Source organism: Streptomyces sp. NPDC052114 (assembly GCF_040680155.1).
GTDB lineage: Bacteria > Actinomycetota > Actinomycetes > Streptomycetales > Streptomycetaceae > Streptomyces.
The window spans coordinates 206339-231570 of record NZ_JBFAWC010000001.1 but is presented as its reverse complement, the minus strand read 5'-3'; the positions used below and the strand labels follow the sequence as shown (position 1 = coordinate 231570).

17 protein-coding genes and 1 tRNA gene are annotated in these 25232 nt (G+C 72.9%); 9 read left to right on the top strand and 9 right to left on the bottom strand.

The features are described 5' to 3' along the window. Positions 1 to 261: 261 nt before the first annotated feature. The 7 genes from AB0L89_RS00925 (at position 262) to AB0L89_RS00895 (ending at position 11126) form a co-directional block, all read left to right on the top strand. Entirely contained in the window at positions 262 to 1671 is a 1410-nt protein-coding gene (locus AB0L89_RS00925) for a hypothetical protein (RefSeq protein WP_365132178.1), read from the top strand. 47 nt (positions 1672 to 1718) lie between these two features. Then, positions 1719 to 2714, top strand: a complete 996-nt coding sequence (locus AB0L89_RS00920) for a glutamate ABC transporter substrate-binding protein (protein WP_365132174.1) — start codon at positions 1719 to 1721, stop codon at positions 2712 to 2714. 83 nt (positions 2715 to 2797) lie between these two features. Beyond that, positions 2798 to 4117: a hypothetical protein gene (locus AB0L89_RS00915; protein WP_365132171.1), complete on the top strand. Its 1320-nt coding sequence runs from the start codon at positions 2798 to 2800 to the stop codon at positions 4115 to 4117. Continuing rightward, positions 4114 to 6648 (top strand): tetratricopeptide repeat protein, encoded by a 2535-nt coding sequence (locus AB0L89_RS00910; RefSeq protein WP_365132168.1) that lies wholly within the window; start codon positions 4114 to 4116, stop codon positions 6646 to 6648. The genes AB0L89_RS00915 and AB0L89_RS00910 overlap by 4 nt, the downstream gene beginning before the upstream one ends. A 2-nt stretch (positions 6649 to 6650) precedes the next feature. After that, positions 6651 to 8060 (top strand): protein phosphatase 2C domain-containing protein, encoded by a 1410-nt coding sequence (locus AB0L89_RS00905; RefSeq protein WP_365132165.1) that lies wholly within the window; start codon positions 6651 to 6653, stop codon positions 8058 to 8060. 138 nt (positions 8061 to 8198) lie between these two features. After that, positions 8199 to 9545 carry a VWA domain-containing protein gene (locus AB0L89_RS00900; RefSeq protein WP_365132162.1) on the top strand — a complete coding sequence of 449 codons (1347 nt, stop codon included), beginning with the start codon at positions 8199 to 8201 and terminating at the stop codon, positions 9543 to 9545. A gap of 87 nt (positions 9546 to 9632) precedes the next feature. After that, on the top strand, positions 9633 to 11126 hold the full coding sequence (locus tag AB0L89_RS00895) for an FHA domain-containing protein (protein WP_365132159.1): 1494 nt from the start codon (positions 9633 to 9635) through the stop codon (positions 11124 to 11126). An 18-nt stretch (positions 11127 to 11144) separates the two neighbouring features. Here AB0L89_RS00895 and AB0L89_RS00890 read toward each other — a convergent pair whose 3' ends face one another. Then, entirely contained in the window at positions 11145 to 12110 is a 966-nt protein-coding gene (locus AB0L89_RS00890; RefSeq protein ID WP_365132156.1) for a methyltransferase domain-containing protein, read from the bottom strand. Between the two features lie 177 nt (positions 12111 to 12287). Between AB0L89_RS00890 and AB0L89_RS00885 the strand changes: the two genes are divergently transcribed. Beyond that, positions 12288 to 12701 (top strand): globin, encoded by a 414-nt coding sequence (locus AB0L89_RS00885; protein WP_365132153.1) that lies wholly within the window; start codon positions 12288 to 12290, stop codon positions 12699 to 12701. 81 nt (positions 12702 to 12782) lie between these two features. Here AB0L89_RS00885 and AB0L89_RS00880 read toward each other — a convergent pair whose 3' ends face one another. The 7 genes from AB0L89_RS00880 to AB0L89_RS00850 all read right to left on the bottom strand — a co-directional run bounded on the left by AB0L89_RS00880 (position 12783) and on the right by AB0L89_RS00850 (position 21613). Then, positions 12783 to 13469, bottom strand: coding sequence for a hypothetical protein (locus tag AB0L89_RS00880; protein WP_365132150.1), 687 nt, complete (start codon positions 13467 to 13469; stop codon positions 12783 to 12785). After that, complete coding sequence (locus AB0L89_RS00875) at positions 13466 to 13900, bottom strand: thioesterase family protein (protein ID WP_055697022.1); 435 nt, start codon at positions 13898 to 13900, stop codon at positions 13466 to 13468. Before AB0L89_RS00875 ends, AB0L89_RS00880 begins: the two co-directional genes overlap by 4 nt. 7 nt (positions 13901 to 13907) lie before the next feature. Beyond that, positions 13908 to 15572, bottom strand: a complete 1665-nt coding sequence (ettA, locus tag AB0L89_RS00870) for an energy-dependent translational throttle protein EttA (protein WP_365132147.1) — start codon at positions 15570 to 15572, stop codon at positions 13908 to 13910. A 241-nt stretch (positions 15573 to 15813) separates the two neighbouring features. Next, positions 15814 to 17205, bottom strand: coding sequence for a Cys-Gln thioester bond-forming surface protein (locus AB0L89_RS00865; RefSeq protein WP_365133902.1), 1392 nt, complete (start codon positions 17203 to 17205; stop codon positions 15814 to 15816). Positions 17206 to 17525: 320 nt separating this feature from the next. Further along, the gene (locus AB0L89_RS00860; RefSeq protein WP_365132144.1) at positions 17526 to 17972 is read right to left on the bottom strand and encodes a single-stranded DNA-binding protein; all 447 of its coding nucleotides are present in this window, start codon (positions 17970 to 17972) and stop codon (positions 17526 to 17528) included. Between the two features lie 99 nt (positions 17973 to 18071). Further along, positions 18072 to 19916, bottom strand: a complete 1845-nt coding sequence (locus AB0L89_RS00855; RefSeq protein ID WP_365132141.1) for a GTPase — start codon at positions 19914 to 19916, stop codon at positions 18072 to 18074. Positions 19917 to 19921: 5 nt separating this feature from the next. Then, positions 19922 to 21613, bottom strand: a complete 1692-nt coding sequence (locus AB0L89_RS00850) for a dynamin family protein (protein WP_365132138.1) — start codon at positions 21611 to 21613, stop codon at positions 19922 to 19924. Positions 21614 to 21883: 270 nt separating this feature from the next. Between AB0L89_RS00850 and AB0L89_RS00845 the strand changes: the two genes are divergently transcribed. Further along, positions 21884 to 21956, top strand: a tRNA-Arg gene (locus AB0L89_RS00845). Between the two features lie 97 nt (positions 21957 to 22053). On the opposite strand, the gene AB0L89_RS00840 is transcribed toward AB0L89_RS00845, so the two are convergent. Then, positions 22054 to 25230, bottom strand: a complete 3177-nt coding sequence (locus AB0L89_RS00840; protein ID WP_365132135.1) for a type I restriction endonuclease — start codon at positions 25228 to 25230, stop codon at positions 22054 to 22056. Positions 25231 to 25232 lie beyond the last annotated feature (2 nt).

The following is a 25232-nucleotide window of genomic DNA, read 5'->3' as shown; positions in this document are numbered from 1 at the left end:
CATGGGCAGGGATCCGAACAAGATCGAGTCAAGGCCTGTGCGGATGTCAGTCCCTGCGGCAATACTTGCGGCCGTGCACTTCTTCCCGCGCTGCGCGCGCCGGGCGGAAGAACCGTCCGGAGACCCGAGGGGGAGGTCGAGGTCAAGGTGACAAATCCGCCGAACGGCAGCGCGGTGCCGCCTGGTCCGTCCGGACCGGCGCCGAGCCCGCCGGGGCAGGCACCCGCACCACCCGCACCGGCCGTACCGCCCGCGCCGACGATGCCCACCGTGCCGCCGCAGGCGCCGGGCGCCCCGCCCCCGGCACCGGCCGGGACCGCGCCGACACCCGTGGCCGCGCGCCGCACCGCCTGGTCCGAGGGCGTCGACCGGCTGCGCGCCGCCGCGACCACCGAGCCGGGCAAGCTGCGCATCATCGGGGCCGTACTGGCCCTGCTCGTCGTCGCGTTCGGCGCGGTCACCACCTGGCAGATGACGGACCGCGCGGCCGCCGCCGACGACGTGCTGCACCGCAGCCAGCCGCTGAGCGCCGACGCCGCGGCCATCTACCGCTCGCTGGCCGACGCCAACACCGCGGCCTCCAGCGGCTTCCTCGCCGGCGGCCAGGAGCCGCCGGCCGTCCGCGCGCGGTACGAACGCGACATCGAGCGGGCCTCCGAGAAGCTGGCGACCGCCGCGTCGAACGCGGGCGCGGACTCCTCGTCCGCGGCCGCCGTGGGCAAGCTCAACAAGCTCCTGCCGGAGTACACCGGCCTGATCGAGCGCGCCCGCGCCAACAACCGCCAGGGCCTGCCCCTCGGCGGCGCCTACCTGCGGTACGCGAACGCGACGATGCAGACGCAGATGCTCCCGGCCGCCGAGAAGCTCTACAAGGCGGAGAACGCACGGCTCGGCGACGACTACGACCACGCCAAGCCGTACCCGTGGTTCGCCATCGCCCTCGGCGTCCTCGCCCTCGCCGGTCTCGCCTGGGCCCAGCGCCGCAACTACCGCAGGACGAACCGGGTGTTCAACCACGGCCTGCTCGCCGCGACGGCCGCCGCGTCCGTCGTGCTGCTCTGGCTCGTCGTCGGCCACACCTTCGCGCGCTCGGGGCTCAACGACTCCTACGACAACGGCGTGCGGTCCCTGAACGTGCTCAACGACGCCCGGATCAGCTCCCTGAAGGCCCGGGGCAACGAGAACCTCACCCTGGTCAGCCGCGGCGCCGAGACCACCGAGGTGGGCGGCGAGACCGAGGACAAGTTCGACGTCGCGTACCGCGCGCAGATGAAGCAGCTCGGCGACGCCGAGAGCGGCCTGCTCGGCAGGGCCGCGGACCTCGCCGACGACGTCGCGGGCGAGAACCCGGTCGCCGAGGCCGTGAAGAACGTGGGCGTGTGGCAGGACCGGCACAAGGTGGCGCGCGCCAGCGACGACTCCGGTGACTACCAGGGCGCGCTGGACAAGGTCATCGGAGCCAAGGACAAGGCACCGACCGGCGAGTGCTTCGACAACGTGGACGCGGCCCTGGACAAGGCGCTGGCCCATGAGCAGGGCGAGTTCAAGCAGGCCGCGAAGGACGGCAGGGGCGCGATGACCGGACTGCCGGTCGGCGCCGCCGTGCTGGCGGTCCTCGCCGCGGCGGGCGCCGTCCTCGGCATCGGCCGCCGGCTTTCGGAGTACCGGTGAGGAGGGCCGAGATGGGGACGGCCGAGGCGGAAGGGGGCGCACGGCGCATGCGGACACGACGTGGCACGACCTGGCCGCGCGGCTGGGGCGGACTCGGGGCGATGGGGCTCGCCTGCGCGCTGACCGGGACGCTGGTCCTGGCCCTGCCGCGGCACGAGGCCTCCGACGGCGGCGCGGCGGACCGGGGCGGGGCCGGCACCACGGTGGTCACGCCCGCGCGGGCGGACGCCGAGGACTGCAACGACCGCAGCCTGCGCCCCTCGCCCAAGGACGGCCCGACGATCGAGAAGATCAAGGACCGCGAGGTCAAGAAGCTGATCGTCGGCGTCGACCAGAACAGCTACCGCTGGGGCTACCGCGACCCGAACAAGAAGGGCGGCGAGCTGGAGGGCTTCGACATCGACCTGGCGCACCGGATCGCCGAGGAGATCTTCGGCGACCCCGACGCCGTGGTGTTCCGCGCCATCCCCACCAACCAGCGCATCCCCGCCCTCAAGAGCGGACAGGTGGACATGGTCGTCCGCACCATGACGATCAACTGCGAGCGCCTGGACGACGTCGACTTCTCCACCGGGTACTTCGAGACGGGCCAGCAGGTGCTCGCCCCCGTGAAGTCCTCGATCACGGGCTACAACCCGACGCTCGCGGGCAAGAAGGTCTGCTCCGCCTCCGGTTCGATCGCGGAGGAGGAGCTCAAGAAGAAGAACTACGGCGCCGACATCTCCACCACGGTGCCCAACCAGCTCGACTGCCTGGTGCGGCTGCAGCTCGGCGAGGTGGACGCGGTGGTGACCGACAGCGCGCTCGCCGCGGGCCAGGCCGCGCAGGACCCGACGGTCGAACTCAAGGGCGAGAAGCCGTTCACCACCGAGCACTACGGCGTGGCGATGAAGAAGGGCTCGGACGACCTGGTCCGCCGGGTCAACAAGGTCCTCGCCGACTTCCGCGACGACAAGAACGGCTGGGAGAAGTCGTACGACACCTGGCTCGAGGAGGGCCTCGGCACCTCGCCGGGCCCGCCGAAGGCCGAGTACCGCGACTGACCCGGAACCATGACCGACCAGGAGCGGACAACCGACCTGATACCACTGAAGAGTTACGGCAACGCAGAGCGGAGAGGTGATCGATGAGCGTCGCGGGACCCCCCGGTCCGGTGATGGACCGGGACGAGGTGGACCGTGCGCTGGCGCGCCTCGACGCCGAGCACGAGGCGATCGAGACCTCGCTCCTCGCCCTGCAGGACCACGCGGGACGCCGCCTCCTTGAGGGCGCCGAGCTGACCGGCGTCACCCAGGAGCGCTGGGCGGCCACGGAGGGCCGGATCACGCTGCTGTGGGCCTACTTCGACGCGTACGCGGGAGCGCTGCGCACCGCGCACGAGACGCGCGGCCGCAGGCGCTGGCCCAGCCGTGACGACCTCGTGGAGCTCACGGAGCTGCTGCGCGGCGAGTCGGTGACCGTCGCGGGCGGCTCCGCGGGCGGCGCGGGCGGCTCGATCACCGGGCCCGCCCGGCTCACCGAGCGCTTCACGCTCGAAGAGCTGGTGACCCGTATGAACGACCTGTACGCGAACTCCCTGGACATGGTCGTCGCCGCCGACGCGGTGTGGTCCGCGCTGCCCGCCCGCATCGACCTGCTCGCCGCCGAGCTGGCCCGCACCCGCCAGCTCGCGCACTCCGTCGGCGTACGGCCGGGCGAGCACCCCTCGGGCGACGACCTGGAGCGGATCACCCGCACCCTGACCGCGCTGCGCGAGCAGGTGGTGTCCGATCCGCTGGCCTTCTGGCAGCGGGCGGAGGGCAGTTCGGCGCCGGGCGGCGGCCGGCCGGCGACCGACCGCTACGACCGCGAGGCGCGCGCCCTGGAGGAGGTGCGCCGCGAGATCGAGGCGGTGCTCACCGTCCGCCAGGACGCCGAGGCCCGCCTCGGCCGGCTGCGCGACGTGCTCTCGCGCGCGGATCGCACGCTCGCGGAGGCCAGGAACGCCCGGGGGGAAGTCCTCGCCAAGATCGCCGCCTCCGAGGTGCCCGCGGTCAGCGGCCCGCCGACCGCGCTGCAGGAACAGCTGGCGATGGCCGCGGACTACCGCAGGCACGCGCAGTGGCACCGGCTCTCGCCGCTCCTGGAGTCCCTGGAGCGGAAGGCCGAGGACGAACTGCTGCGCGCCCGCGAGTCGTTGACCGCCGTGACGGCGCCGCTCGCGGTCCGCGCGGAGCTGCGCGGCCGTCTGGACGCGTACAAGGCGAAGGTCGCCCGGCACGGCCACGCCGAGGACCCGCTCCTGATCGAGCGGTACGACGCGGCGCGCCGCATGCTGTGGAGCGCGCCCTGCGATCTGCGCGTGGCCGAACAGGCGGTCCTGCGCTACCAGCAGGCCGCGGCGGAGGTGCTCGCGCCGAGGATCCCGCAGCAGGGCGGGACCACCGACCGGAGGGGGGAGACATGACCCAGCGACAGTGCCAGCGGCCCGGCTGCACGGGGTCGTACGAGGACGTCGGCGGCGGCGAGCTGTACTGCGACACCTGCGGGCTCGCCCCGGTCGTGGCGCCGAACGGCATGGTGGGCTCGCAGCCGACCGGCATCACCGGCGGCGGCCGGGGCTCGCGCGGGTCCGGCAGCGCGAGCGGCCGCTCCTCGTCGCGGTCGTCCTCGCGCTCGTCGCGGTCCTCGCGCTCGCAGTCCTCGCGCCGTTCGGTGTCGGGGCGGCTCTCCCGTTCCCTGTCGGGCGGTTCGACCTCGCGCTCGGTGTCGGTGCGCAGCTCCGGATCGGCGGCGGGGTCCTCGCGCGGGCGCCTGGGCGTCGGCCTGGTCGAGGTGCCGGACGTGCCGCGCCCGGACCCGCGCGGCGCGGTGCAGCGGAACCCGGAGGTGCCCGAGCGGAAGCGGTTCTGCTCGCGCTCGGACTGCGGGGCGCCGGTGGGGCGTGCGCGCGGTGAACGGCCGGGCCGCACCGAGGGGTTCTGCACCAAGTGCGGCCACCCCTACTCCTTCGTGCCGAAGCTGAACCAGGGCGACATCGTGCACGGCCAGTACGAGGTCGTGGGCTGTCTGGCGCACGGCGGGCTCGGCTGGGTCTATCTCGCCATCGACCGCGCCGTGTCGGACCGCTGGGTGGTCCTCAAGGGCCTGCTCGACACGGGTGACCAGGACGCGATGGCCGCCGCGATCTCCGAGCGCCGCTTCCTCGCCGAGATCGAGCACTCCAACATCGTCCGGATCTACAACTTCGTCGAGCACCTCGACCAGCGCACCGGCTCCATGGACGGCTACATCGTCATGGAGTACGTGGGCGGCAAGTCCCTGAAGGAGATCGCCAACGGCCGCCGCACGGCCGGGGGAAGGCGTGATCCGCTGCCGGTCGAGCAGGCCTGCGCGTACGGCATCGAGGCCCTGGAGGCGCTCGGGCACCTGCACAGCCGCAACCTGCTGTACTGCGACTTCAAGGTCGACAACGCCATCCAGACCGAGGGCCAGCTCAAGGTCATCGACATGGGCGCGGTCCGCAGGATGGACGACGACGAGTCCGCGATCTACGGCACGGTCGGCTACCAGGCCCCCGAAGTGGCCGAACTGGGCCCCTCGGTGGCCTCCGACCTCTACACGGTCGCCCGCACCCTCGCGGTCCTGACCTTCGACTTCCAGGGCTATACGAACGTGTTCGTGGACTCCCTGCCCGACCCCGACAACATCGAGGTCTTCCGCACGTACGAGTCGTTCTACCGCCTCCTGGTGCGGGCCACGGACCCGGACCCGGCCCGCCGCTTCGCCTCCGCGCAGGAGATGGCCGAGCAGCTCACCGGCGTCCTGCGGGAGGTCGTGGCGCTCCAGACGGGGCGGCCGCGGCCCGCGCTGTCCACGCTGTTCGGGCCCGAGGTGAAGGTGACGGACACGGAGCTGTTCGCGGAGCTGTCCGGGGACGTGTCCCGGCTCGGGGCGCGCCCCCTGGCCCCGGCGGGCTCCAACGGCCACCCGGAGCTGCCGCCCGCCGCCCCGGCCGAGGCCACGCTCGTCCGGCCGCTGGATTCCGCCGCGACGGCCCTGGCCCTGCCGGTGCCCCGCGTCGACCCGAACGACCCGAACGCCGGGTTCCTCGCCGGTCTCATCGCCTCCGCCCCCGCCGAGCTGATCACCGCGCTGCGGGCCGCGCCCGCCGACTCCATCGAGCTCCAGCTGCGCGGCCTGCGCGCCCGGCTGGCCATGGGTGAGCTGACGCCCGCCGCCGAGGCCCTCGCCGATCTGGAGCGGCAGCGCCCGGACGACTGGCGGGTGGTCTGGTACCGGGGCGTGGCGGCCCTGGCGACCGGCGACTTCGAGAACGCGGCGCTGTCCTTCGACGCGGTCTACGACGCGTTCCCCGGCGAGCCCGCGCCGAAGCTGGCGCTCGGCGTCTGCGCGGAGGTCCTGGGCCAGCTCGACAACGCCGCCGAGTACTACCGCCTGGTGTGGACGACCGACCCGAGCTATGTGAGCGCCGCGTTCGGTCTGGCCCGGGTGCGGCTCGCCGCCGACGACAGGTCCGGCGCCGTGCGCACCCTGGAGTCGGTGCCGGAGTCCTCCATCCACTACACCGCGGCCCGGGTGGCTGCGGTGCGGGCGCGGCTGCGGTGGCGCCTGTCGGCGGGCGCGGCGGCCTCGCCGGGCACGGCCTTCCTGGACGAGCTGACGGCCGCCGCAGGGCAGATCGAGGCGCTCGCGGGATTCGGGCTCGACGCGGTCCGCAGGGAGCGTCTGTCGACCGAGGTTCTGGGGACGGCGCTCGACTGGGTACTCTCCGGTAGGCACTCTGGTCACGCTTCCGCGCCACCGGCCGCCACCGGCGCGCGGACCGTACTGCTCGGCAGCGACCTGGACGAGCGCGGTCTCCGGTTCGGTCTGGAGCGTTCGTACCGGACACTGGCCCGGCTCGCTCAGGGTGGCGAGGAGAGGATCGAACTGGTGGAGCGGGCCAACCGTTTCCGCCCCCGGACGTGGGTGTGAGTATGTCGCAGATGCCCCAGCTGTCTGCCTGCCCCAGCTGTGAGGAGCCGCTGGAGTCGGGTGACCTGTTTTGCGGAGCGTGCGGGTTCGACCTGTCGGCCGTGCCGGCACGCCCGCAGGTGTCGCCCCAGGAGGCCGCCGCGCCTTCCGGTGACCCCGGCGCCGCGGACGGGCAGCCCGCGCGGTGGCCGGACGCCCCGGAGGTCGACAGCTCCGACGTGCCGGTGCCGACGCACCACGCGGGGGAGCTGCGGGGCACGGACTCGGCGGGCGGCGAGCTCGCGGAGCAGCAGACGCCGGGGACGGACGCGCCCGAGGAGGCCGTGCCCGCGGGAGCCGGAACCGAAGGAGCCGGGCCCGCCGCGCGGGTCGAGCCGGACGAGTACCCGCTGGCCGCGCCCGCCGCGACCGACCCGGGCCAGGCGGACGAGGCGGACGGGTCGGACGCCCCCGCCGACCCCCGTACGACCGCCCCCGACCCGACGCCCCCCGCGGGCACCAAGGTCTGCGTGGCCTGCCGTTCGGGCCGGGTGGACCCGGACGGGTACTGCGAGAACTGCGGGCACGCCCAGCCGCGCGAGCGCGACCACATGGAGCAGGAGCTCGACGCGGTCGCCGCGGTCAGCGACCGGGGCCTGCGCCACCACCGCAACGAGGACGCCTTCGCCATCTCCGCGGCCGCGCTGCCCGACGGCTCCCCCGCCGTCGTCGCGATCGTCTGCGACGGCGTCTCCTCCGCGACCCGTCCCGACGACGCCTCGCTCGCCGCGTCCCGCGCCGCCAACGAATCGCTCCAGGGCGCGCTGCCGCGCGGCACGCATCCGCAGCAGGCCATGCACGACGCGATCCTCTCGGCGGCCGACGCCGTCAACTCCCTTGCCGACGAGCCCGCTCCGGCCCGCGAGCACAGCCCGCACCAGAACGCGCCCGCGTGCACCCTGGTCGGCGCGATCGTCGCCGGCGGTCTGCTGGTGGTCGGCTGGGTCGGCGACAGCCGCGCCTACTGGGTCCCCGACGACCGCAGCGGCCCCACCGTCCGCCTGACCGAGGACGACTCGTGGGCCGCGCAGATGGTCGCCGCGGGTCTGATGAACGAGGCCGAGGCGTACGCCGACGACCGCGCGCACGCCATCACGGGCTGGCTCGGCGCGGACGCGTACGAACTGGAGCCGCACACCGCTTCCTTCAAGCCGGACCGTGCGGGTGTAGTGGTGGTGTGCACGGACGGACTGTGGAACTACGCGGAAGCGGTCGAGGAGATGGCCGACGCCGTGCCCGCCGACGCCGCGGACCGGCCGCTGCACAGCGCCCAGGTCCTGGTCGGCCACGCGCTGGACGGCGGGGGCCACGACAACGTAACAGTGGCCGTCGTCCCGTTCCCCTTCGTGCCGCAAGGGGCAGGATCGGCCTGACGCGGACGTGCACGCCGCCCGCGCGGGAGCGGACGCTCACGCGCGGGTGCCGTCGCGCCCGCCAACAACGGTGTCACCCCGCCGACTTGGGGGAGGCGGGGGGACGAACGTCTGAGGATCTGAGGGGGAGCAGCATCCATGGCCAATTTCTCGAAGTCGAACGTGCCGCAGTTCTCGGTCGACGTCTATCAGAACGAGTTCCTGCCGGAGGGCGGCCGCGAGGTCAACGCCATCGCCACGGTGACCTCGACCGGCGGTGGAACGATCGGTTCCGCGGTCGGTGCCCCGCATCTGTACTCCGCGGGCCAGAGCCCGGACGCCGCCGTGGCGATCATGGTCGACTGTTCCGGCTCCATGGACTACCCGCCGACGAAGATGCGGGGCGCCAGGGACGCCACGGCCGCGGCGATCGACGCGCTGCGCGACGGCGTGCACTTCGCGGTGATCGGCGGTACGCACGTCGCCAAGGAGGTCTACCCGGGCAACGGGCGCCTCGCGGTGGCCGACGCGCAGACCCGTGAGCAGGCCCGGCAGGCGCTGCGCCGGCTGAGCGCGGGCGGCGGCACGGCGATCGGCACCTGGCTGGGCCTGGCCGACCGCCTCCTGGCCTCGGCCGACGTCTCCATCCGGCACGGCATCCTGCTGACCGACGGCCGCAACGAACACGAGTCGCCCGAGGACCTCAGGGCCGCCCTGGACGCCTGCGCGGGACGCTTCACCTGCGACGCCCGCGGCGTCGGCACGGACTGGGAGGTGAAGGAGGTCACAGGGATCGCCTCCGCGCTCCTCGGCACCGCCGACATCGTCGCCGACCCGGCCGGGCTCTCCGCCGACTTCACGCGGATGATGGAGACGGCGATGGGCAAGGAGGTCGCCGACGTCAGCCTGCGGCTGTGGACGCCGCTGGGCACGGAGATCAGGTTCGTCAAGCAAGTGGCGCCCACCGTCGAGGAGTTGACCGACCGCCGCACCGAGGCGGGACCGCGCGCCGGTGACTACCCGACCGGGTCGTGGGGCGACGAGTCCCGCGACTACCACATCTGTGTACAGGTGCCGGGTGCCGAGCTGGGCCAGGAGATGCTCGCGGCCCGGGTCTCCCTCGTGGTGCCGCGGAGCGACGGCAGCGTGCAGACCCTCTCGCAGGGCCTCGTACGGGCGGTGTGGACGGACGACATGGCGGCCTCTACCTCGATCAATCCGCAGGTCGCGCACTACACCGGCCAGGCCGAACTGGCACAAGTCATCCAGCAGGGGTTGGATGCCCGTAAATCGGGCGACGTGGACGGGGCAACGGCCAAGCTGGGCCGCGCCGTTCAGCTCGCGAGCGCCTCGGGCAACGCGGATACGGCGAAACTGCTTTCGAAGGTGGTGGACGTGGTGGATGCCGCGGCAGGTACTGTTCGATTGAAGGCGAAGGTCGCCGAGGCCGACGAGATGACACTCGAGACACGGTCGACGAAGACTGTTCGCGTGAAGAAGCAGTAGCGCGGCGCGCCCGCGCCGCGGATCCTTGCCGCTACGTACCGCAATGCACGGCCCTCGGGCCGGTGAAGGAGAGGGGGAAGCGCCGACATGCCGACCTGCCCGAACGGACACCAGTCGGGTTCCGACGACTGGTGCGAGGTCTGCGGTCACCGCATGGCCGGTGCCGTACCGCCGCCCCCGCCCCCGCCGCCCCCCGCGGCCGGGTACGGCTACCCTCCGCCGCCGCCCGGCCAGGACCCGGGCTTCCCGCAGCCCGCGCCGGGCCGCCCGCATCTGGCCGCGGTACCGGACCCGTCGCCCGAGGCGGAGCTCTGCCCGCAGTGCCGCACGCCCCGCGAGGCGAACGCGCCGTTCTGCGAGGAGTGCCGCTGGAACTTCCTGACGAACACGGCGACGTCGTACACCCCGGCCGCGCCGAACCCGCCGCTGCCGGGCACGCACGGCGGCCCCGGGTCGCCCGTGCAGCCCGGCCGGCCGTTCCAGCCCGCGCCGCCCGGCGGTCCGCAGCCCGGCGGTCCGCAGGGGCACCCCGGCCAGCCCGGACCCGGTCAGCCGGGCCGCCCCGGTCAGGACCCGTTCGACTACCAGGGCTCGCGTCCCTCGCAGATGAACCGCCCGGCGGAGCCGATTCCGCCGTTCGGCAACGGCGGGGGCAACGGTCCCGGTGGGTCCGGCGGTCCCGGCGGTCCCGGTTACGGCTACCCCGGTCCGCAGGCCCCCGGCCAGCAGGGTCCGGGTCAGCAGGGTCCGGGTCAGCCCGGCCCCGGCCCGCAGGCGCCTGGTCAGCCCGGCCCCGGTGGGCCCGGCGCCGGCCAGCCCGGTCAGGTCCCGCCCGGTGCGCCGCAGGCGTTCCAGCAGCCCGGCCCGCCCGCGCCGCCCGCGTTCCCGCAGGAGACGGGGGCCCCGCAGGGTCCGCCCCCGCCGCCGCCCGGTCCGGGTGGTCACGGCGGCCCCGGTGGTCCCGGCGGCCCCGGTGGCCCTGGTGGCCCGTCCTTCGGTGGCGGTGGCGACGACTGGGTGATCTCCCCGCCGTCGGCTCCGGCCCAGCAGGAGCCGTTCCAGCCCGGTCCCCCGCAGCCCGGCCCGCCCCAGCCTCAGGACCCCTTCCAGCCGCAGGACCCCTTCCAGCAGCAGGGGGCCCCGCAGCCGCCGCAGCCCCAGGCCCCGCAGGGTCCCGGCACGTGGACGGCGACGATCGGTCCCGACCGTGAGTACTTCATGGCGATGATGCAGCGCAGCGGCCCCGAGGCGTCGGGCCTGAACCTGCCCGCGTACTCGCCGGAGCAGCAGCGTCCGCTGGTCGGCAACCAGATCAGCATCGGCCGCCGCAGGCACTCCACGGGCGACACCCCGGACATCGACCTGTCGGTGCCCCCGGAGGACCCGGGCGTCTCGCACCAGCACGCGGTCCTGGTCCAGCAGCCGGACGGCAGCTGGGCGGTCGTCGACCAGAACTCCACGAACGGCACCACGGTCAACGGCGGCGAGGAGCCGATCCAGCCCTTCGTGCCCGTCCCGCTCCACGACGGCGACCAGGTGCACGTGGGCGCCTGGACGACGATCACGATCCGCCGCGACTGAGCCCGTCGACGCGGGCGGTCACAGTGGCCAGACGTACGGCCCTTCGGGGTCGTCCAGCCAGGTCCACGCGTGCCGCCCGCTCACGGTGATCCCGAAGCGCTCGCGCACCGGCCGGCCCTCGCGCTGCCACAGCGCGAGCGCTTCGTGCGGATCGAGGCGGCCCGCGGTCAGCTCCAGCAGGAAGCGGAAGAGCTCGCTCGCCAGGACCCGGCGCGGCAGTCCGCCGATGTGCTGCTCCAGCGGGGGCCTGGCGCCGGCACCGCGCAGCGGCACGAAATAGGCGGGCGTGTGCAGGAAGCGCCCCTCGGCGTGCTCCGCGTCCCGCACGGTCAGCGCGATCAGGCCGGTGGCCAGCGGCGCCAGGATCCGGGCGCCGGGGGTGCACTGGGCGAGCCAGGGCAGCGGCACCGAGGCGAGGGTGCAGGTCGCGATGATCCGGTCGTAGGGCGCGTGCTCGGGGCAGCCGGCCGCGCCGTCGCCGGTCACCACGGCCGGGCGGTACCCGGCGGCGGCCAGGTGCCGGCGTGCGGACTCCGTGATCTCCGGGTCGAGGTCGACGGTCGTGACGTGGTCGTCGCCGAGCCGGTGGGCGAGCAGCGCGGCGTTGTAGCCGGTGCCGGCGCCGATCTCCAGCACGTCGCAGCTTCCCTCGTCCGGTACGTCCAGTTCGTCGAGCATCTTCGCCATCAGGGACGGCTGGCTGCTGGACGACACGAGTTCCCCGTCGCGCACCCGGGTGGCGAGCGGCGCGTCCGTGTAGGCCCCGCGCAGCCAGCGGGCGCGGCGCTCCGCGTCGGGGTCCTCGCCCCAGAGCCGTTCGTAGCCGCCGCCCACGCCCACGTAGTAGTACGGCACGAAGAGGTGCCGCGGCACGGCATCGAACGCCGCCCGCCAGGCCGGGGTGCCCCGCCAGGCCCCGCTCGCCTCGATCTCGCGCACGAGGGCTGCCCGGGCCGCCGCCACGAGTGCAGGGTCGGGTTCCATGGGTCCACTGTGCTGCGCCTTCGCCGTCGATGCGAGTGGCAGGGCGGGGCGATCCGCCGGTGATCCCCCGGTGATCCGCGGGCGACCTGCGGGCGATCCGCGGGCGATCACGGCCGTCCGCCGGTGATCCGCCCGGGAGTCCTAAGCCTTCCGTCCTCGGTCGCGCCGTCTGAGACCATGGACGGTGTGAAAGAGATCCCACGCGGCACGCTTCAGGAGCAGTCCTTCTACGAGCAGGTCGGCGGCGAGGAGACCTTCCGGCGCCTGGTGCACCTCTTCTACCAGGGGGTCGCGGAGGACCCGCTGCTGCGGCCGATGTACCCGGAGGAGGACCTGGGTCCGGCCGAGGAGCGCCTCGCGCTCTTCCTGATGCAGTACTGGGGCGGCCCGCGCACCTACAGCGACAACCGCGGCCACCCGCGCCTGCGCATGCGGCACGCGCCGTTCACGGTCGACCGCGCCGCCCACGACGCCTGGCTGAAGCACATGCGCGTCGCCGTCGACCAGCTCGACCTCTCCGAGGAGCACGAGCGGACGCTGTGGAACTACCTGACGTACGCCGCGGCCTCGATGGTGAACTCCGCGGGCTGATCCCCGGATCCCGGGCTCCCGCCCCCGCGGCGTGTGACCGCGCGCGGGGCAGGGGCTCGGGCCGCTAGGGGTGAGGAGGGATCACGCGGGCATGACGAGGAGCCCTCCCACCCCGGCCTGTCGGACGACGACGGACCCGAAGTCCGTACGCAGCCGCAGCCACGCCCCTGAGGACAGGAGGGTCATGGAGTCCCCCCGCAGGAATCCCAGGGCCTGCGCGGCGTGCGCGACCCGCACGGGAAGGCCCGTCCCCCCGATGGACCGGGACCAGATCTCCCGCCCCATCCGGTCGAGCTCGGCCCGCACGCGCCGCTCCGGCGCCAACTCCTCGACGCGCGCCTTGAATTCGGTCACCGCCGCCGCGACCAGGCCCCGCACCGCGTCCATCGCGGGCAGGCCCGGCTCCGCGCGCCAGCCGCCCCGCGGCGGCAGCACCCCGGCCCACGGCGGCCCGGTGACGGACGGGGGCACGGGGGCGACGCCCGCCGTCTGGACGGACTCCGCGGACTCGGCCACGGACTCCAGGAACTCACCGGCGGAGACGGTGACGTCGAGCGTCGTGTCGAGCCCGTGCTCGTACGGCTTGGCGAGCCGCGCCGTACGGACGGCGAGCACCTCGAACGACGGCGGCCGCCCGAACACGGCGAGCGTGTCCCCGGCGGCCTGCAGCCGCACCGCGGCCGCCCGGTCGTAGTGGATCAGCCGGGCCAGGAAGGCGGCGAGGTCCGCCGCCTCCCCGGCGTCGACGAAGTGCAGCCGCGCGGTCATGCCGCAAGCGCCCCCGCACCGTCGGAGTCGTCGAGGTACTCCTCGAGCACGGCGCGCTCCTCGGCGGTGATCCGCCGGGGCCGCTGCGCCTCCAGGTTGAACGGCACGACGACCGTCGAGGCCCGCACGTAGACCTGCTCGGGATCCTTGACCTCGTACGAGATCGTGAGCGAGGCCGCACCTATCTTCGTCACCCACGACTCGATGGTGACCGGCTCGTGCCGGTGCACCAACGGCCGTACGTAGTCGATCTCGTGGCGGGCCACGACGGACCCGCCCGAGAACGACGGGCTGCCGTCACCCGGTGCGATCCGGAACATGAAGTCGATCCGCGCCTCTTCCAGGTACCGCAGGAAGACCGCGTTGTTGACGTGCCCGAAGGCGTCCATGTCCGACCACCGCATGGGGCAGCTGTAGATGTGCCGACTCATGTCAGTGTCAGCCCCGGGTGAGCTTCTTGTACGTGGCACGGTGCGGACGGGCCGCGTCCGGGCCGAGGCGCTCGATCTTGTTCTTCTCGTACGCCTCGAAGTTGCCCTCGAACCAGAACCACTTGGAGTCGCCCTCATAGGCGAGGATGTGCGTCGCCACTCGGTCCAGGAACCACCGGTCGTGGGAGACGACCACGGCCGCACCCGGGAACTCCAGGAGCGCGTTCTCCAGGGAGGACAGCGTCTCGACGTCGAGGTCGTTGGTCGGCTCGTCGAGGAGCAGCAGGTTGCCGCCCTGCTTGAGGGTGAGCGCGAGGTTCAGGCGGTTGCGCTCACCGCCGGACAGGACGCCGGCCGGCTTCTGCTGGTCCGGGCCCTTGAAGCCGAAGGCGGAGACGTACGCGCGCGACGGCATCTCGACCTGGCCGACGTTGATGTAGTCCAGCTCGTCGGAGACGACGGCCCACAGCGTCTTCTTGGGGTCGATGTTGGCGCGGCTCTGGTCGACGTACGAGATCTTGACCGTGTCGCCGACCTTGATGGTGCCGGAGTCGGGCGTCTCCAGACCCTGGATCATCTTGAAGAGGGTCGTCTTGCCGGCGCCGTTCGGGCCGATGACACCGACGATGCCGTTGCGCGGCAGCGTGAAGCTCAGGTCGTCGATGAGGACCTTCTCGCCGAAGGCCTTGGAGAGGTTGTTGACCTCGACGACGATGTTGCCCAGGCGCGGGCCCGGCGGGATCTGGATCTCCTCGAAGTCCAGCTTCCGCATCTTGTCCGCCTCGGCGGCCATCTCCTCGTAACGGGCCAGACGCGCCTTGGACTTGGCCTGCCGTCCCTTGGCGTTGGACCGCACCCACTCGAGCTCTTCCTTGAGCCGCTTGGCGCGCTTGGCGTCCTTCTGGCCCTCGACCTTGAGACGGGTCTGCTTGGTCTCCAGGTACGTGGAGTAGTTGCCCTCGTAGCCGATGGCGCGGCCGCGGTCGAGCTCCAGGATCCAGCCGGCGACGTTGTCGAGGAAGTACCGGTCGTGGGTGACGGCGACGACGGTGCCGGGGTACTTCGCGAGGTGCTGCTCCAGCCACTGCACGGACTCGGCGTCCAGGTGGTTGGTGGGCTCGTCGAGGAGCAGCAGGTCGGGCGCCTCGAGCAGCAGCTTGCACAGCGCGACGCGGCGCTTCTCACCACCGGAGAGGTTGGTGACGGGCCAGTCGCCGGGCGGGCAGCCGAGCGCGTCCATGGCCTGCTCGAGCTGGGCGTCCAGGTCCCACGCGTTGGCGTGGTCCAGGTCCTCCTGGAGCTTGCCCATCTCCTCCATGAGCTCGTCGGAGTAGTCGGTGGCCATGAGCTCGGCGACTTCGTTGAAGCGCTTGAGCTTGCCCATGACCTCCTTCGCGCCGTCCTGCACGTTCTCCAGGACGGTCTTGGACTCGTCCAGCGGGGGCTCCTGCAGGAGCATGCCGACGGTGTAGCCGGGCGACAGGAAGGCGTCGCCGTTCGACGGCTGCTCGATGCCGGCCATGATCTTCAGCACCGTGGACTTACCGGCGCCGTTCGGACCCACGACACCGATCTTCGCGCCAGGAAGGAAGCTCAAGGTGACATCGTCGAGGATCACCTTGTCGCCGTGCGCCTTGCGCGTCTTGCGCATGGTGTAGATGTACTCAGCCAAGAGAAACCGTCCGGCAATCAGTGAGTGGGCAGATACACCCCATCTTGCCGTACGGCCAGCCCTCGGCGGAAACCGGATAGTTGCCCGCCGGGAACCGGCCTCGCCCACGGTGACCGCGCGACTACTTCTCGCGCATCGGGCGGGCGCCCACCACCTCGATGTCCACCACCTCGATGTCCACCGCCCCGATGTCCACCGTCCCGGCGCCCGTGCCCGGCTCCCCGCGCCCGGCTCCCCGCGCTCAGTCCTCCGTGGACGTCTCCGGCGGCGTCTGCTTCTTGCGGAGGAGGAACATCGTCACGCCGCCCAGGGCCACGAAGGCCACCGCGATCGTGGCGATCAGGGGCGTGTTGCTGGAGCTGCCCGTCTCCGCCAGGTCGCCGCCGCCCGTCGTGCCGCCGGCCGACGCGGGGCTCGGTTCCGAGGCGGGCTGGGCCTTGTTGCCGATCGCGCTGCCCTCGGTCCGGCAGTCGAGTACGCCCTTGAAGCGCTTCTCGAAGCCGTTCGGGCCCTTGATCGTGAAGTCGTAGGGCTGGTCCTCCTGGAGCGGGATCGTCACGGTCTGCGACGCCCCCGCCCCGATGGTGTGCTCGAAGCCCATCAGCCGGAAGGTGAACGGCGCGTCGCCCTTGTTGCTCGCCGTGATGTCCACGCCGTCCTTGGCGCAGTTCTTCTCCGCCGACAGCGCCGGGATCGCTCCCTTGTCGGCCCAGTCCGCGGTCGCCGTCGCCGAGACCGTCGACTCGCTGGAGCCCGCGAGGATCTGTGTCTGGCTCCTGGTCTCGGAGGTGAAGGCCCGTCCGACCGGCACGGTGGTCGACGCCTGCACGGAGAGCGCGGCGGAGCCGTCGGGGGCGTCCTTCGGCACGTCGAAGTAGAGCCTGCTGCCGTTGCCCGCGGACTTCACGGGCTTGCCGTCCTTGCCGACGATCCGCACGCCGCTCGTCGCGGAGTCCACCGGCGGGGTCACCGTCACCGAGTCCGCGTCGGTCCGCACGGTGACCGGCCCGAGCCGCTCCCCCGCGGGCCCCGAGACCGCGGGCGGTTCGAGGGTGAGCGACGCCTTCGGCTCGGCGGTGTTCCGCGCGCTCTTGTAGAGGTAGTCGGCGAGCTTCTCGGCCTGCGGGTCGACCGCGTCGACCTTCGCACCGTCGGAGTACCGCCAGATCGCCACCTGCGTGCCGGCGGCCGCGGTCTGCTCGGTGAGAGAGCGTGCGCCCGCCTTCTGGGCCAGCGCCGCCAGGTCGTTCACCTGCGGGTAGGAGTGCTGCAGGATCCAGCGGATCCGGCCCGCGTCACGGTTGGCGTTCAGCGAGGTGCCGCTCCAGGGGGTCTCCTGGTACTTGGCGTCCTTCTGCGTGGGGTTGTGGACGTCGACGCAGTACGTCTTCAGGGTGCCGCCGCCCTCGACGGACATCTCGAAGAGCCCCGCGGGCACCTCCTGCGAGGTGCCGTTGTCGTGGATGACCGCCTGGTCGTACGTCTGCAGACCGCCCAGCGTCGCGACCGCTCCGCCCCGGTGCTGCGGCACCTCTTCCGCCGCGGCCGCACCGGCGCCGGCTATCGCGCCCATCGCGACCAGTCCCGACGTCACCGTCACGGCCGCGAGGCGGGCGGCGCCTCGGCTACGTATGGACAACGCAGAAAACACTGAATTCCCCTCCGGGCGGGACCCGTTGTGAACGAGGGGGGTGGTCCCGCCAGCAGATCGAAAGGGGCAGGAACACCAGCCGCGCGCTTGGCATCTCCTGCCAACTGCCCCGTGAGCTACGTCCGGCATCCTAAGTAAGCGGCACACCACGATCCCCGGTCATGGCATCGGATAACCGATCCGACTCGTAATCGTTATCGCCAACACCCGTTCCGAGCTGGGCTTATCGACAAATCAATGACGTTCGTCCGCCGATAAGCCGCACATCGGTCGCCACCGCGCCGAGGGTGCCTGACGGATCGTCACCCCACCGGCGCGGGCTCCTCGTCCCGCGCCGCCTCCGGGGCGGCACCCGCCCGCTCCGCCGCAGGCGCCGTCAGTGTCGCGTTGCCCCTGGCCACCCGCCGGAACGCCGCGGTGCCCCGCGACAGATCGTGGCCGATGGCCAGCGCCTCGATGTCCGCCGACGTCCAGTGCTGGCCGCCGCGCTCCTCGTCGCGCACCTTCAACCGGCCCTGCACGATGACCGGTTCGCCGACCGTGAGCGAGCCCTGCACGTTCGTGCCGAGCGCCCGCCAGGCCCACACCGTGAAGAAGTTGGTGTGTCCGTCGTTCCACGTGTTCTTCGCCGCGTCGAAGTACCGCGACGTCACCGCGAGCCGGAACCGCGCCACCGGCCCCGACGGCAGCTCCCGGTACACCGGCGTCGTCGCCACGTTCCCCACCACCGTCACCAGCGTCTCGTTCATGACTGGCCCTCCCCCGTATCGTCCGTCCCCGCCGCCGCGCCTTTCGCGGCCGCCGTTCCAGACTGCACGGGCCGGGCCGATCCCGCTGGGCCCTGTGGGCTACCCACCGGTTGTGGAAAACCCCGTCACCCGTACGTACTGCTCCCTGACCTCCCGGTACCGCAGCAGCTCCGCCGCCACCGGATCAAGGACCCGTGCCCGCCCGCACCCGGCCGCCGCCTCCCGCAGCCGCCGTTCCGCCTCGTGGCCGTACCGGCGCGCGGGCCCCCGCGCCGCCATCCGGCTCGCCCACTCCACGCACGGGCCGCCCACGATGCCCGCCAGCATCAGCAGCACCGGCACACCCAGGTTCGGCTGGGCGATCCCGATGATCTGCCCCACCAGCCAGAGCCCGCCGACCACCTGGAGCAGCGTCATCGCGGCCTGCGCGAGGACCGCGACCGGCCACCAGCCCGGCCGGGGCGGACGCCCGGCCGGCACCGCCGTGACCGCCAGTCCGTCGAGCGCCTCGGGCAGCCCCTCCGCGCCGCGCACCGCGGCCTCCCGCACGGCCTGCCCCCAGGGCGCGGGCAGGCCCGTCGCCGCCTCGTCGGCCACCGTGCGCACGGCGTGCTCCACGCGCTGACGTGCCGTCGCCTCCTCGTCCACCGGCGCCTGTGCGACCGGCCCCAGCGCGCCCTGCGGCGAACGCTGCGCCTCGTACCACCGCCACAGCCGCAGCCAGGGATCGCCGCACGCCTTGCCCGCGTTCCTGCGCCAGGCCCGCTCCGCGGCGTCGCCCGCCGCGGCCGCGCCCACCGCGTCCGCGAGCCGGTCGGCGAACTCCTCGCGCGCCTCCTCGCTGAGCCCGATCCGCCCCTGGCCCCGGCCCGGCTGCGCCCCGGCGACGTACACCGGACGCAGTCGTTCCGCGGCGGCGTCCAGGTCGGCGGAGATCCGGCGGGCGGCGGCGCCCCGCTCCTGGGTGAACTGGCCGAGCGCCTCGCGCAGTTCACCGAGCCCGTCGCCGGTCAGCGCGGAGAGCGCGAGGACCGTGGCGCCGGGCTCACCGTGCTCGCCGAGCGCGATGCCGTCCTCGTCGAGCAGGCGCCGCAGGTCGTCGAGGACCTGGTCGGCGGCGTCCCCGGGGAGGCGGTCGATCTGGTTGAGCACCACGAAGGTGACCTCCGCGTGGCCCGCCATGGGCCGCAGATAGCGCTCGTGGAGCATCGCGTCGGCGTACTTCTCCGGGTCGACGACCCAGATGACGGCGTCCACGAGGGCCAGGATCCGGTCGACCTGCTCGCGGTGCTCGCCGACCGCCGAGTCGTGGTCGGGCAGATCGACGAGGACGAGCCCCTGGAGTTCATCGGCGCCGGCCCCCTGGAGCGGGCGCCTGCGCAGCCGTCCGGGGATGCCGAGCCGGTCGAGGAGGCCCGCGGCGCCGTCCGTCCAGCTGCACCCGATGGGCGCGGCGGTGGTCGGCCTGCGCACGCCCGTCTCCGAGATCATCACGCCGGCGAGCGCGTTGAAGAGGGTCGACTTGCCGCTTCCGGTGGCGCCCGCGATGGCGACGACGGTGTGCCGTTCGGAGAGCCTGCGCCGGGTGGCGGCCTCGTCCAGGACGCGGCCCGCCTCGGCGAGCGTCCCGCTGTCCAGGCGGGTGCGGGAGAGCCCGACGAGTTCGCGCAGCGCGTCCAGTCGGGCGCGCAGGGGTCCTTCGTACGTGGGAGACGCGGGGGACAACGGAGACGAGGGGGACGACGGGGACGCGCCGGGGGGCAGGTACGCGCGCGTGCCGGTGTTCTGGTCCGCGTCCGCGTCCGCGGCGCGCCCGCCGTGGCCGACGCGCCGTGCGATGAGCCCGTCGTCCCAGGCCCGTTCGGGCCCGCTCCCGGAGTGCTCGTCGCGCTCGGCCGGGTCGCCGGGGTGGGCGTGATCGGCGTGATCAGTGACGGCGGTCACCGCGGTCACCTCTCCTTCTGCAGTACGGACAGGGCTGCGATCAGCTCGGCCTGGGGTTCGGGGTGCACGTCGAGGGCGTCCAGGGGGGCGAGGCGGCGCTCCCGCTCGGTGCCGAGGACCTTCTCCAGGTAGTCGGTGAGCAGGCGGCCGCCGCGGTCGCGCAGCCGGACCGCGCCCTGGGCGCCGATCCGTTCGGCGAGGATCTCCCCCGCCGCACGGGCCCGGCGCCCGCCGAGCAGGGCCGTGGCCAGCAGCGCGGCGACGACTTCGGGGTCGGGCAGGGCGTTCTTGTCGACGCGTTCCAGGCCGCGTACTTCCTCTTCGGCGTACTCCTCCAGGACGCGCCGCCAGCGGCGGACGGCCATGCCGATGCGGTGTTCGGCGCTCTCCGCGCGCGGGTCGCGGTCGGCGAGGCCCGGGGCGCCGGCGGCCGGCTCGCGCCGCCAGGTCTCGTCGATGCGCTCGTCGGCGGCGGTGACGGCGCACAGCAGCAGCGCCTCCAGGCTCGCGACGATGGCGTCGAGGAGTTCGCCCGCGCCGCAGTCGAGGGGGTAGCTGCGCCACCGCTTCAGGGCGTCGCCGGCGAGCACGCCGCCCGCCTGCAGACGGCCCCGCACGCGCGCGTGCTCGTTCTCGTACGCCTCGTCGACGGCGGCGGTGAGCCGCAGCGCGGCCGCGTACTGGGCGGCGACGGCGCCCGCGAGCTCCGGCATCCGGGAACCGAGGGAGCCGATGACGCCGTGCGCGGTGCGGGAGACGGCCTGGGCGCGGGCGGTGGGGTCCTGGACGCGGTGGGTGAGCCAGGCGCGCAGCGGCGCGACGGCGGTGGCGGGGAGCAGGCCGCCGCCGCCCGCGGACTCGGGTAGTTCGGGCACGGTGAAGCGCGGTACGTCGCCGAGGCCCGCCTTGGCGAGCAGCGCGCCGTACTGCCGTGACACCTCGGTGACCACCTGGTGGGGGACGCGGTCGAGGACGGTGACGAGGGTCGCGTCGTGCTCCTTGGCGGTGCGCAGCAGGTGCCAGGGCACCGCGTCGGCGTACCGCGAGGCGGTCGTGACCATCACCCATACGTCGGCGGCGGAGATCAGCTCGGCGGCCAGCACGCGGTTGTCGGCGACGAGCGAGTCGACGTCGGGCGCGTCGAGGAGGGCGAGGCCGCGGGGCAGGCTCGGCGCGGTCTCGATGCGCAGGGCGCGCTCGTCCTCGTGCACGGCGGCCAGCACGTCCTCGTCGTCGTCCGCCTCGCCGTCCCCCTCACCGCCGTCCGGGTCCTCCTGATGGGGCATCCACACGCGCGTGAGGTCGGGCAGGACCCGCATTCCCGCGAACCAGTGGTGGTCGTCGGGGTGACAGACGAGCACCGGGGTGCGCGTGGTGGGCCGCAGCACCCCCGCCTCGCTGACCTGCCGGCCGACGAGGGAGTTCACGAGCGTGGACTTGCCGGCCCCGGTGGATCCGCCGACAACGGCGAGAAGCGGCGCTTCGGGCGCCTTGAGCCGGGGCACCAAATAGTCGTCGAGCTGCGCCAGCAACTCGTCACGGTTGGCACGCGCGCGTGGCGCCCCTGGCAGGGGGAGCGGAAAGCGTGCGGCGGCGACGCGCTCGCGCAGGGCGGAGAGTGCGTCAAGCAATTGAGGCCGTACGTCCAAGGTCACCACATGTGAAGAATGCCCAATTTTGACGGCTTTCTGAAGCATATGGACGCCTCTGCGCGCCGATCGGACACAGGGGACGGAAGGGACGACTGGGGCGCAGGCATAACGAGTGCACAACACCCGGGGCGTGAGACGCCAAAAGCGATGCGAGATTCGCACCTGCCTGCGATTATCAGGACCGCTTCACTGAACCTCCACATCACGGCGCGGACGCGAAGCACCAGGGACAGGGACCCGGGAGCCCTATCCTTGTCCCCGGCAAGGTCACGGATCTCCCCCACATCCGGCCCCCATGCCACCCGGCCACACCCGGCCCCCGTAGCTCAGTGGATAGAGCAGGCGCCTTCTAAGCGCTTGGCCGCAGGTTCGAGTCCTGCCGGGGGCGCAACCTCTCTTCCGGTCGTCCCGCCCCGGGGCATCCCTTCCGGCCGCGCGGGCCGGAACCGGGGGCCACCCGCCGGGCGCGCGCGGGCGCCGCGTCCTCAGCGCTCCTCCCCCACCCCTTCCTCCCGCCGGATGATCCGCCACGCCGCCTTGCGGGCGTTGCGGTCCAGGGTGGACTTGAAGCCCTTGTCCGGGCCGAAGTACTGGCGGCCGAGGCCCGCGATGGTGTCGATGTGGTCGGCCATCTTGTCCTCGAAGACGTCGTCGAAGACCAGGCCGAAGTTGTCGACGTCGTTGTTGGCCACGGCGGCCGCCCGGACCTTGGGGTCGGCTTTGGCCTCCTCGAAGGGGGCCAGCACGTCGCCCTCCGTGAACGCGGTGCCGAACTTCTCGTTGAACCGCTCGATCAGCTCGGACAGCAGCGACTTCTCGCCCTCCTTCGTCGCGCCCGCCCCCTCCGCGAACCCCTTGAGGTCGGCCGGGCCCTCGGCGCCGAGCGACACGTCGTACTCGCCGGCCTTCTCCACCCGCAGGTGGCTGAGGTCGACCTCGCCTATGTCGACGCCGCCGTCGGCGCGCCGCGGCAGCCGGTTGAGCAGGTGGCGGCCGTACAGGTGCAGGCGCTCCAGGTCGGCGTCCCGGTACGGCACGATCTGCGCGAGGAAGCCGTACTTGCGCACGTAGTCGTTCAGGTCGGCGCGGAAGTCCTCGGCGGTCTCCGCGTCCTCCTCGGCCCCGCTCGTCACGAGCGCGGTGAACCGCGCGACGGCCGGGGACAGCAGGCGGTACAGCTCCGCGTGCAGCTTCTCCCACGTGCCGGGCACGCCGCCCGCCTTCTCCTGCGCATCGAGGTACGCGGCGGCGAACGCGTCCATCTCCCGCTCGGCCAGGACCGGGGCGGACATGACGCGGCCCTGCGCGGTGTAGAGGAGGTTCGGGTCGGAGGGGAGGGTCGTCGCCTCCTCGAAGTAGGGGCGGAAGGCCTTCTGGATGTCCTCGGCCTCGTTCTCGAAGTCCAGGACCGCGAGGTCGGCCTGGGTCTTGCGCTCGGCCGTGCGGTTGAGGCGGGACAGGGTCTGGACGGCGGAGATGCCGGTGAGCTTCTTGTTGACGTACATCGTCGTCAACAGCGGCTGGTCGAAGCCGGTCTGGTACTTCTCGGCCACGACGAGGATCCGGTACTCGGGCTTGCCCCTGCCGCCCGCCCGGACGCTCTTGTCGTCCGCCCGCGTGTACGCGAACGCCGCGGGCAGCGCGCTCTCGGCGAGCCCGCCGTTCTCCTTGCTCTCGGTGGTCTCCTCGCCGTCGACGGTGAGGCTGCCGGAGAAGGCCACGAGGACCCCCAGGTCGGGGTACTCGGCGTCGTAGCCACGGTCCTTGAGGTAGCTCTTGACGGCCCGCGCCAGCTGTACGGCCGAGTGCCGCGAGGCGGTGACCACCATCGCCTTGGCACGCCCGCCGAGCCGGCCGCGGGTGTGCGTGACGAAGTGCTCGACGACGACCTGGGCGTGCTGGGCCACGGTCGAGTCATGGGTGATCGCGAAGCGGGCGAGCAGGCTGGTGGCCCGGGACTGATCGACCTCCTTCTCGTCCGGGTTCTGGTTCACCAGCTTCCAGTACGTGTTGTACGTCGCGTAGGAGCGCAGCGGGTCGAGGATGAAGCCCTCCTCGACGGCCTGCCGCATCGCGTACGTGTGGAAGGGCCGGTACTTGTCCTCGCCGTCGATGGTGTCGGGCGTGCCGAACAGTTCGAGGGTCTTGGCCTTCGGGGTGGCGGTGAAGGCGAAGTACGAGAGGTTCGCGGCGCGCGAGCGCTCCTCGGCCTTCTTCCTGAGCCGCTCGGTGAGTTCGACGGTCGTCGCGCCCTGGTCCTCGGAGTCGGCGTCCAGGCCGAGGTCGCGCAGGGCCGCCCGGACGGCGGTGGCGGCGTCGCCGGACTGCGAGGAGTGCGCCTCGTCGACGACGATCGCGAAGCGGCTGCCCGCGATCTCCGTCGGATGGCGCTTGATGAAGTCGAGGAGCGCGGGGAAGGAGTGCAGCGTGACGGTGACGATCTTCCCGGTGTCCCGGGACAGCGCGCGGGCGAGCTGCTCGCCCTTCGCCCCGTTCTTCTCGTCGATCTTCACGACGAGCCCTGCCGTGCGCGAGAAGCTCCCGACGGTCTCGCGCAGTTGGGCGTCGAGGTTGCGGCGGTCGGTGATCACGACGACCTTGTCGAAGACCGGCTCCCCGGGCGTGATGCGGCCCTGCGCGAGCGCCTGCGGGTCCAGGGCGCCGGGGTCCGTGTCGGCGTGCAGGTCGGAGAGCCGGTGGGCGAGCCAGCCGATGGTGTTGGACTTGCCGGACCCGGCGGACGCCATGACCAGGTAGTGCTGACCGGAGCCGTGGCGTGCGGCGTGCGCGGTCAGCTTCTTGACCACGTCCCACTGGTGGAAGCGCGGGAAGACCGTGGTGCGGGCCACGCCCTTCTTCGGCTTCGGCTGGTGCACGAAGCGCTCCAGGAGGTCGAGCCAGTTCCCCCGCTCCCACACCTGCTCCCACAGGTAGGAGGTGGCGTACGTGCCGAAGGCGGTCGGCACCGGGTTGCCCGCGCCGCCGGGGCGTCCCGGGCCGTCGGAGCCGGTGTTGAAGGGCAGGAAACGGGTGCTCTGCCCCTGGAGCCGGGTGGCGACGAAGACGAGATCGGGGTCGACGGCGAAGTTCGCGACGACGCGGCGCGTGAAGATCGGCTCGGTCGGGTCGCGGTCGGTGCGGTACTGCTTCTTGGCGCGCTCGACGCCCTGGCCGGTGAGCGGGTTCTTCAACTCGGCGGTGGCGACGGGGATTCCGTTGAGGAAGAGGGCCAGGTCGAGGCGGTTGCCCTGGTCGGCCTGCTTGGTGGCGTACGCCAGCTCCCGTACGACGGTGAGGCGGTTGGCGCGGTAGCCGTCGAGGACGGAGTCGTCGGCGATGAGGTTCGGCCGGAAGTACGCGACGCGCAGCTTCACGCCGCGGTCAGGCACGCCGTCGCGCAGGACGTGCGCCAGGCCGTTCTCGGCCACGGCCTGGTCGAGCCGCTTGGCGAAGCCGCGTTCGGCGTCCGCCCGGCTGCCGTAGACGCCCGTCAGCTCGGCCCACTCGTCGGGCTGGGTGGCGTCGATGAAGGCGAACAACTCGTCGGGATCCAGGCCGAGATCGGCCCGGTAGTCCTGGGGGCGCGCCTCGCGCCAGCCGCGGTCGAGCAGGGCCGCGACGATCGCGGAGCCGAAGGCCTTCTCGTCGTGCACGGGGGACATGG

Excerpts from the sequence above, each read along its gene's own strand:
- AB0L89_RS00900 (WP_365132162.1), top strand. The coding sequence starts at position 8,199 with ATGGCCAATTTCTCGAAGTCGAACGTGCCGCAGTTCTCGGTCGACGTC.
- AB0L89_RS00885 (WP_365132153.1), top strand. The coding sequence starts at position 12,288 with ATGGACGGTGTGAAAGAGATCCCACGCGGCACGCTTCAGGAGCAGTCC.
- AB0L89_RS00890 (WP_365132156.1), bottom strand. The coding sequence starts at position 12,110 with ATGGAACCCGACCCTGCACTCGTGGCGGCGGCCCGGGCAGCCCTCGTG.
- AB0L89_RS00875 (WP_055697022.1), bottom strand. The coding sequence starts at position 13,900 with ATGAGTCGGCACATCTACAGCTGCCCCATGCGGTGGTCGGACATGGAC.
- AB0L89_RS00840 (WP_365132135.1), bottom strand. The coding sequence starts at position 25,230 with ATGTCCCCCGTGCACGACGAGAAGGCCTTCGGCTCCGCGATCGTCGCG.
- AB0L89_RS00920 (WP_365132174.1), top strand. The coding sequence starts at position 1,719 with ATGCGGACACGACGTGGCACGACCTGGCCGCGCGGCTGGGGCGGACTC.
- AB0L89_RS00925 (WP_365132178.1), top strand. The coding sequence starts at position 262 with ATGCCCACCGTGCCGCCGCAGGCGCCGGGCGCCCCGCCCCCGGCACCG.
- AB0L89_RS00860 (WP_365132144.1), bottom strand. The coding sequence starts at position 17,972 with ATGAACGAGACGCTGGTGACGGTGGTGGGGAACGTGGCGACGACGCCG.
- AB0L89_RS00880 (WP_365132150.1), bottom strand. The coding sequence starts at position 13,469 with ATGACCGCGCGGCTGCACTTCGTCGACGCCGGGGAGGCGGCGGACCTC.
- AB0L89_RS00910 (WP_365132168.1), top strand. The coding sequence starts at position 4,114 with ATGACCCAGCGACAGTGCCAGCGGCCCGGCTGCACGGGGTCGTACGAG.
- AB0L89_RS00915 (WP_365132171.1), top strand. The coding sequence starts at position 2,798 with ATGAGCGTCGCGGGACCCCCCGGTCCGGTGATGGACCGGGACGAGGTG.
- AB0L89_RS00895 (WP_365132159.1), top strand. The coding sequence starts at position 9,633 with ATGCCGACCTGCCCGAACGGACACCAGTCGGGTTCCGACGACTGGTGC.
- AB0L89_RS00850 (WP_365132138.1), bottom strand. The coding sequence starts at position 21,613 with ATGCTTCAGAAAGCCGTCAAAATTGGGCATTCTTCACATGTGGTGACC.
- AB0L89_RS00905 (WP_365132165.1), top strand. The coding sequence starts at position 6,651 with ATGTCGCAGATGCCCCAGCTGTCTGCCTGCCCCAGCTGTGAGGAGCCG.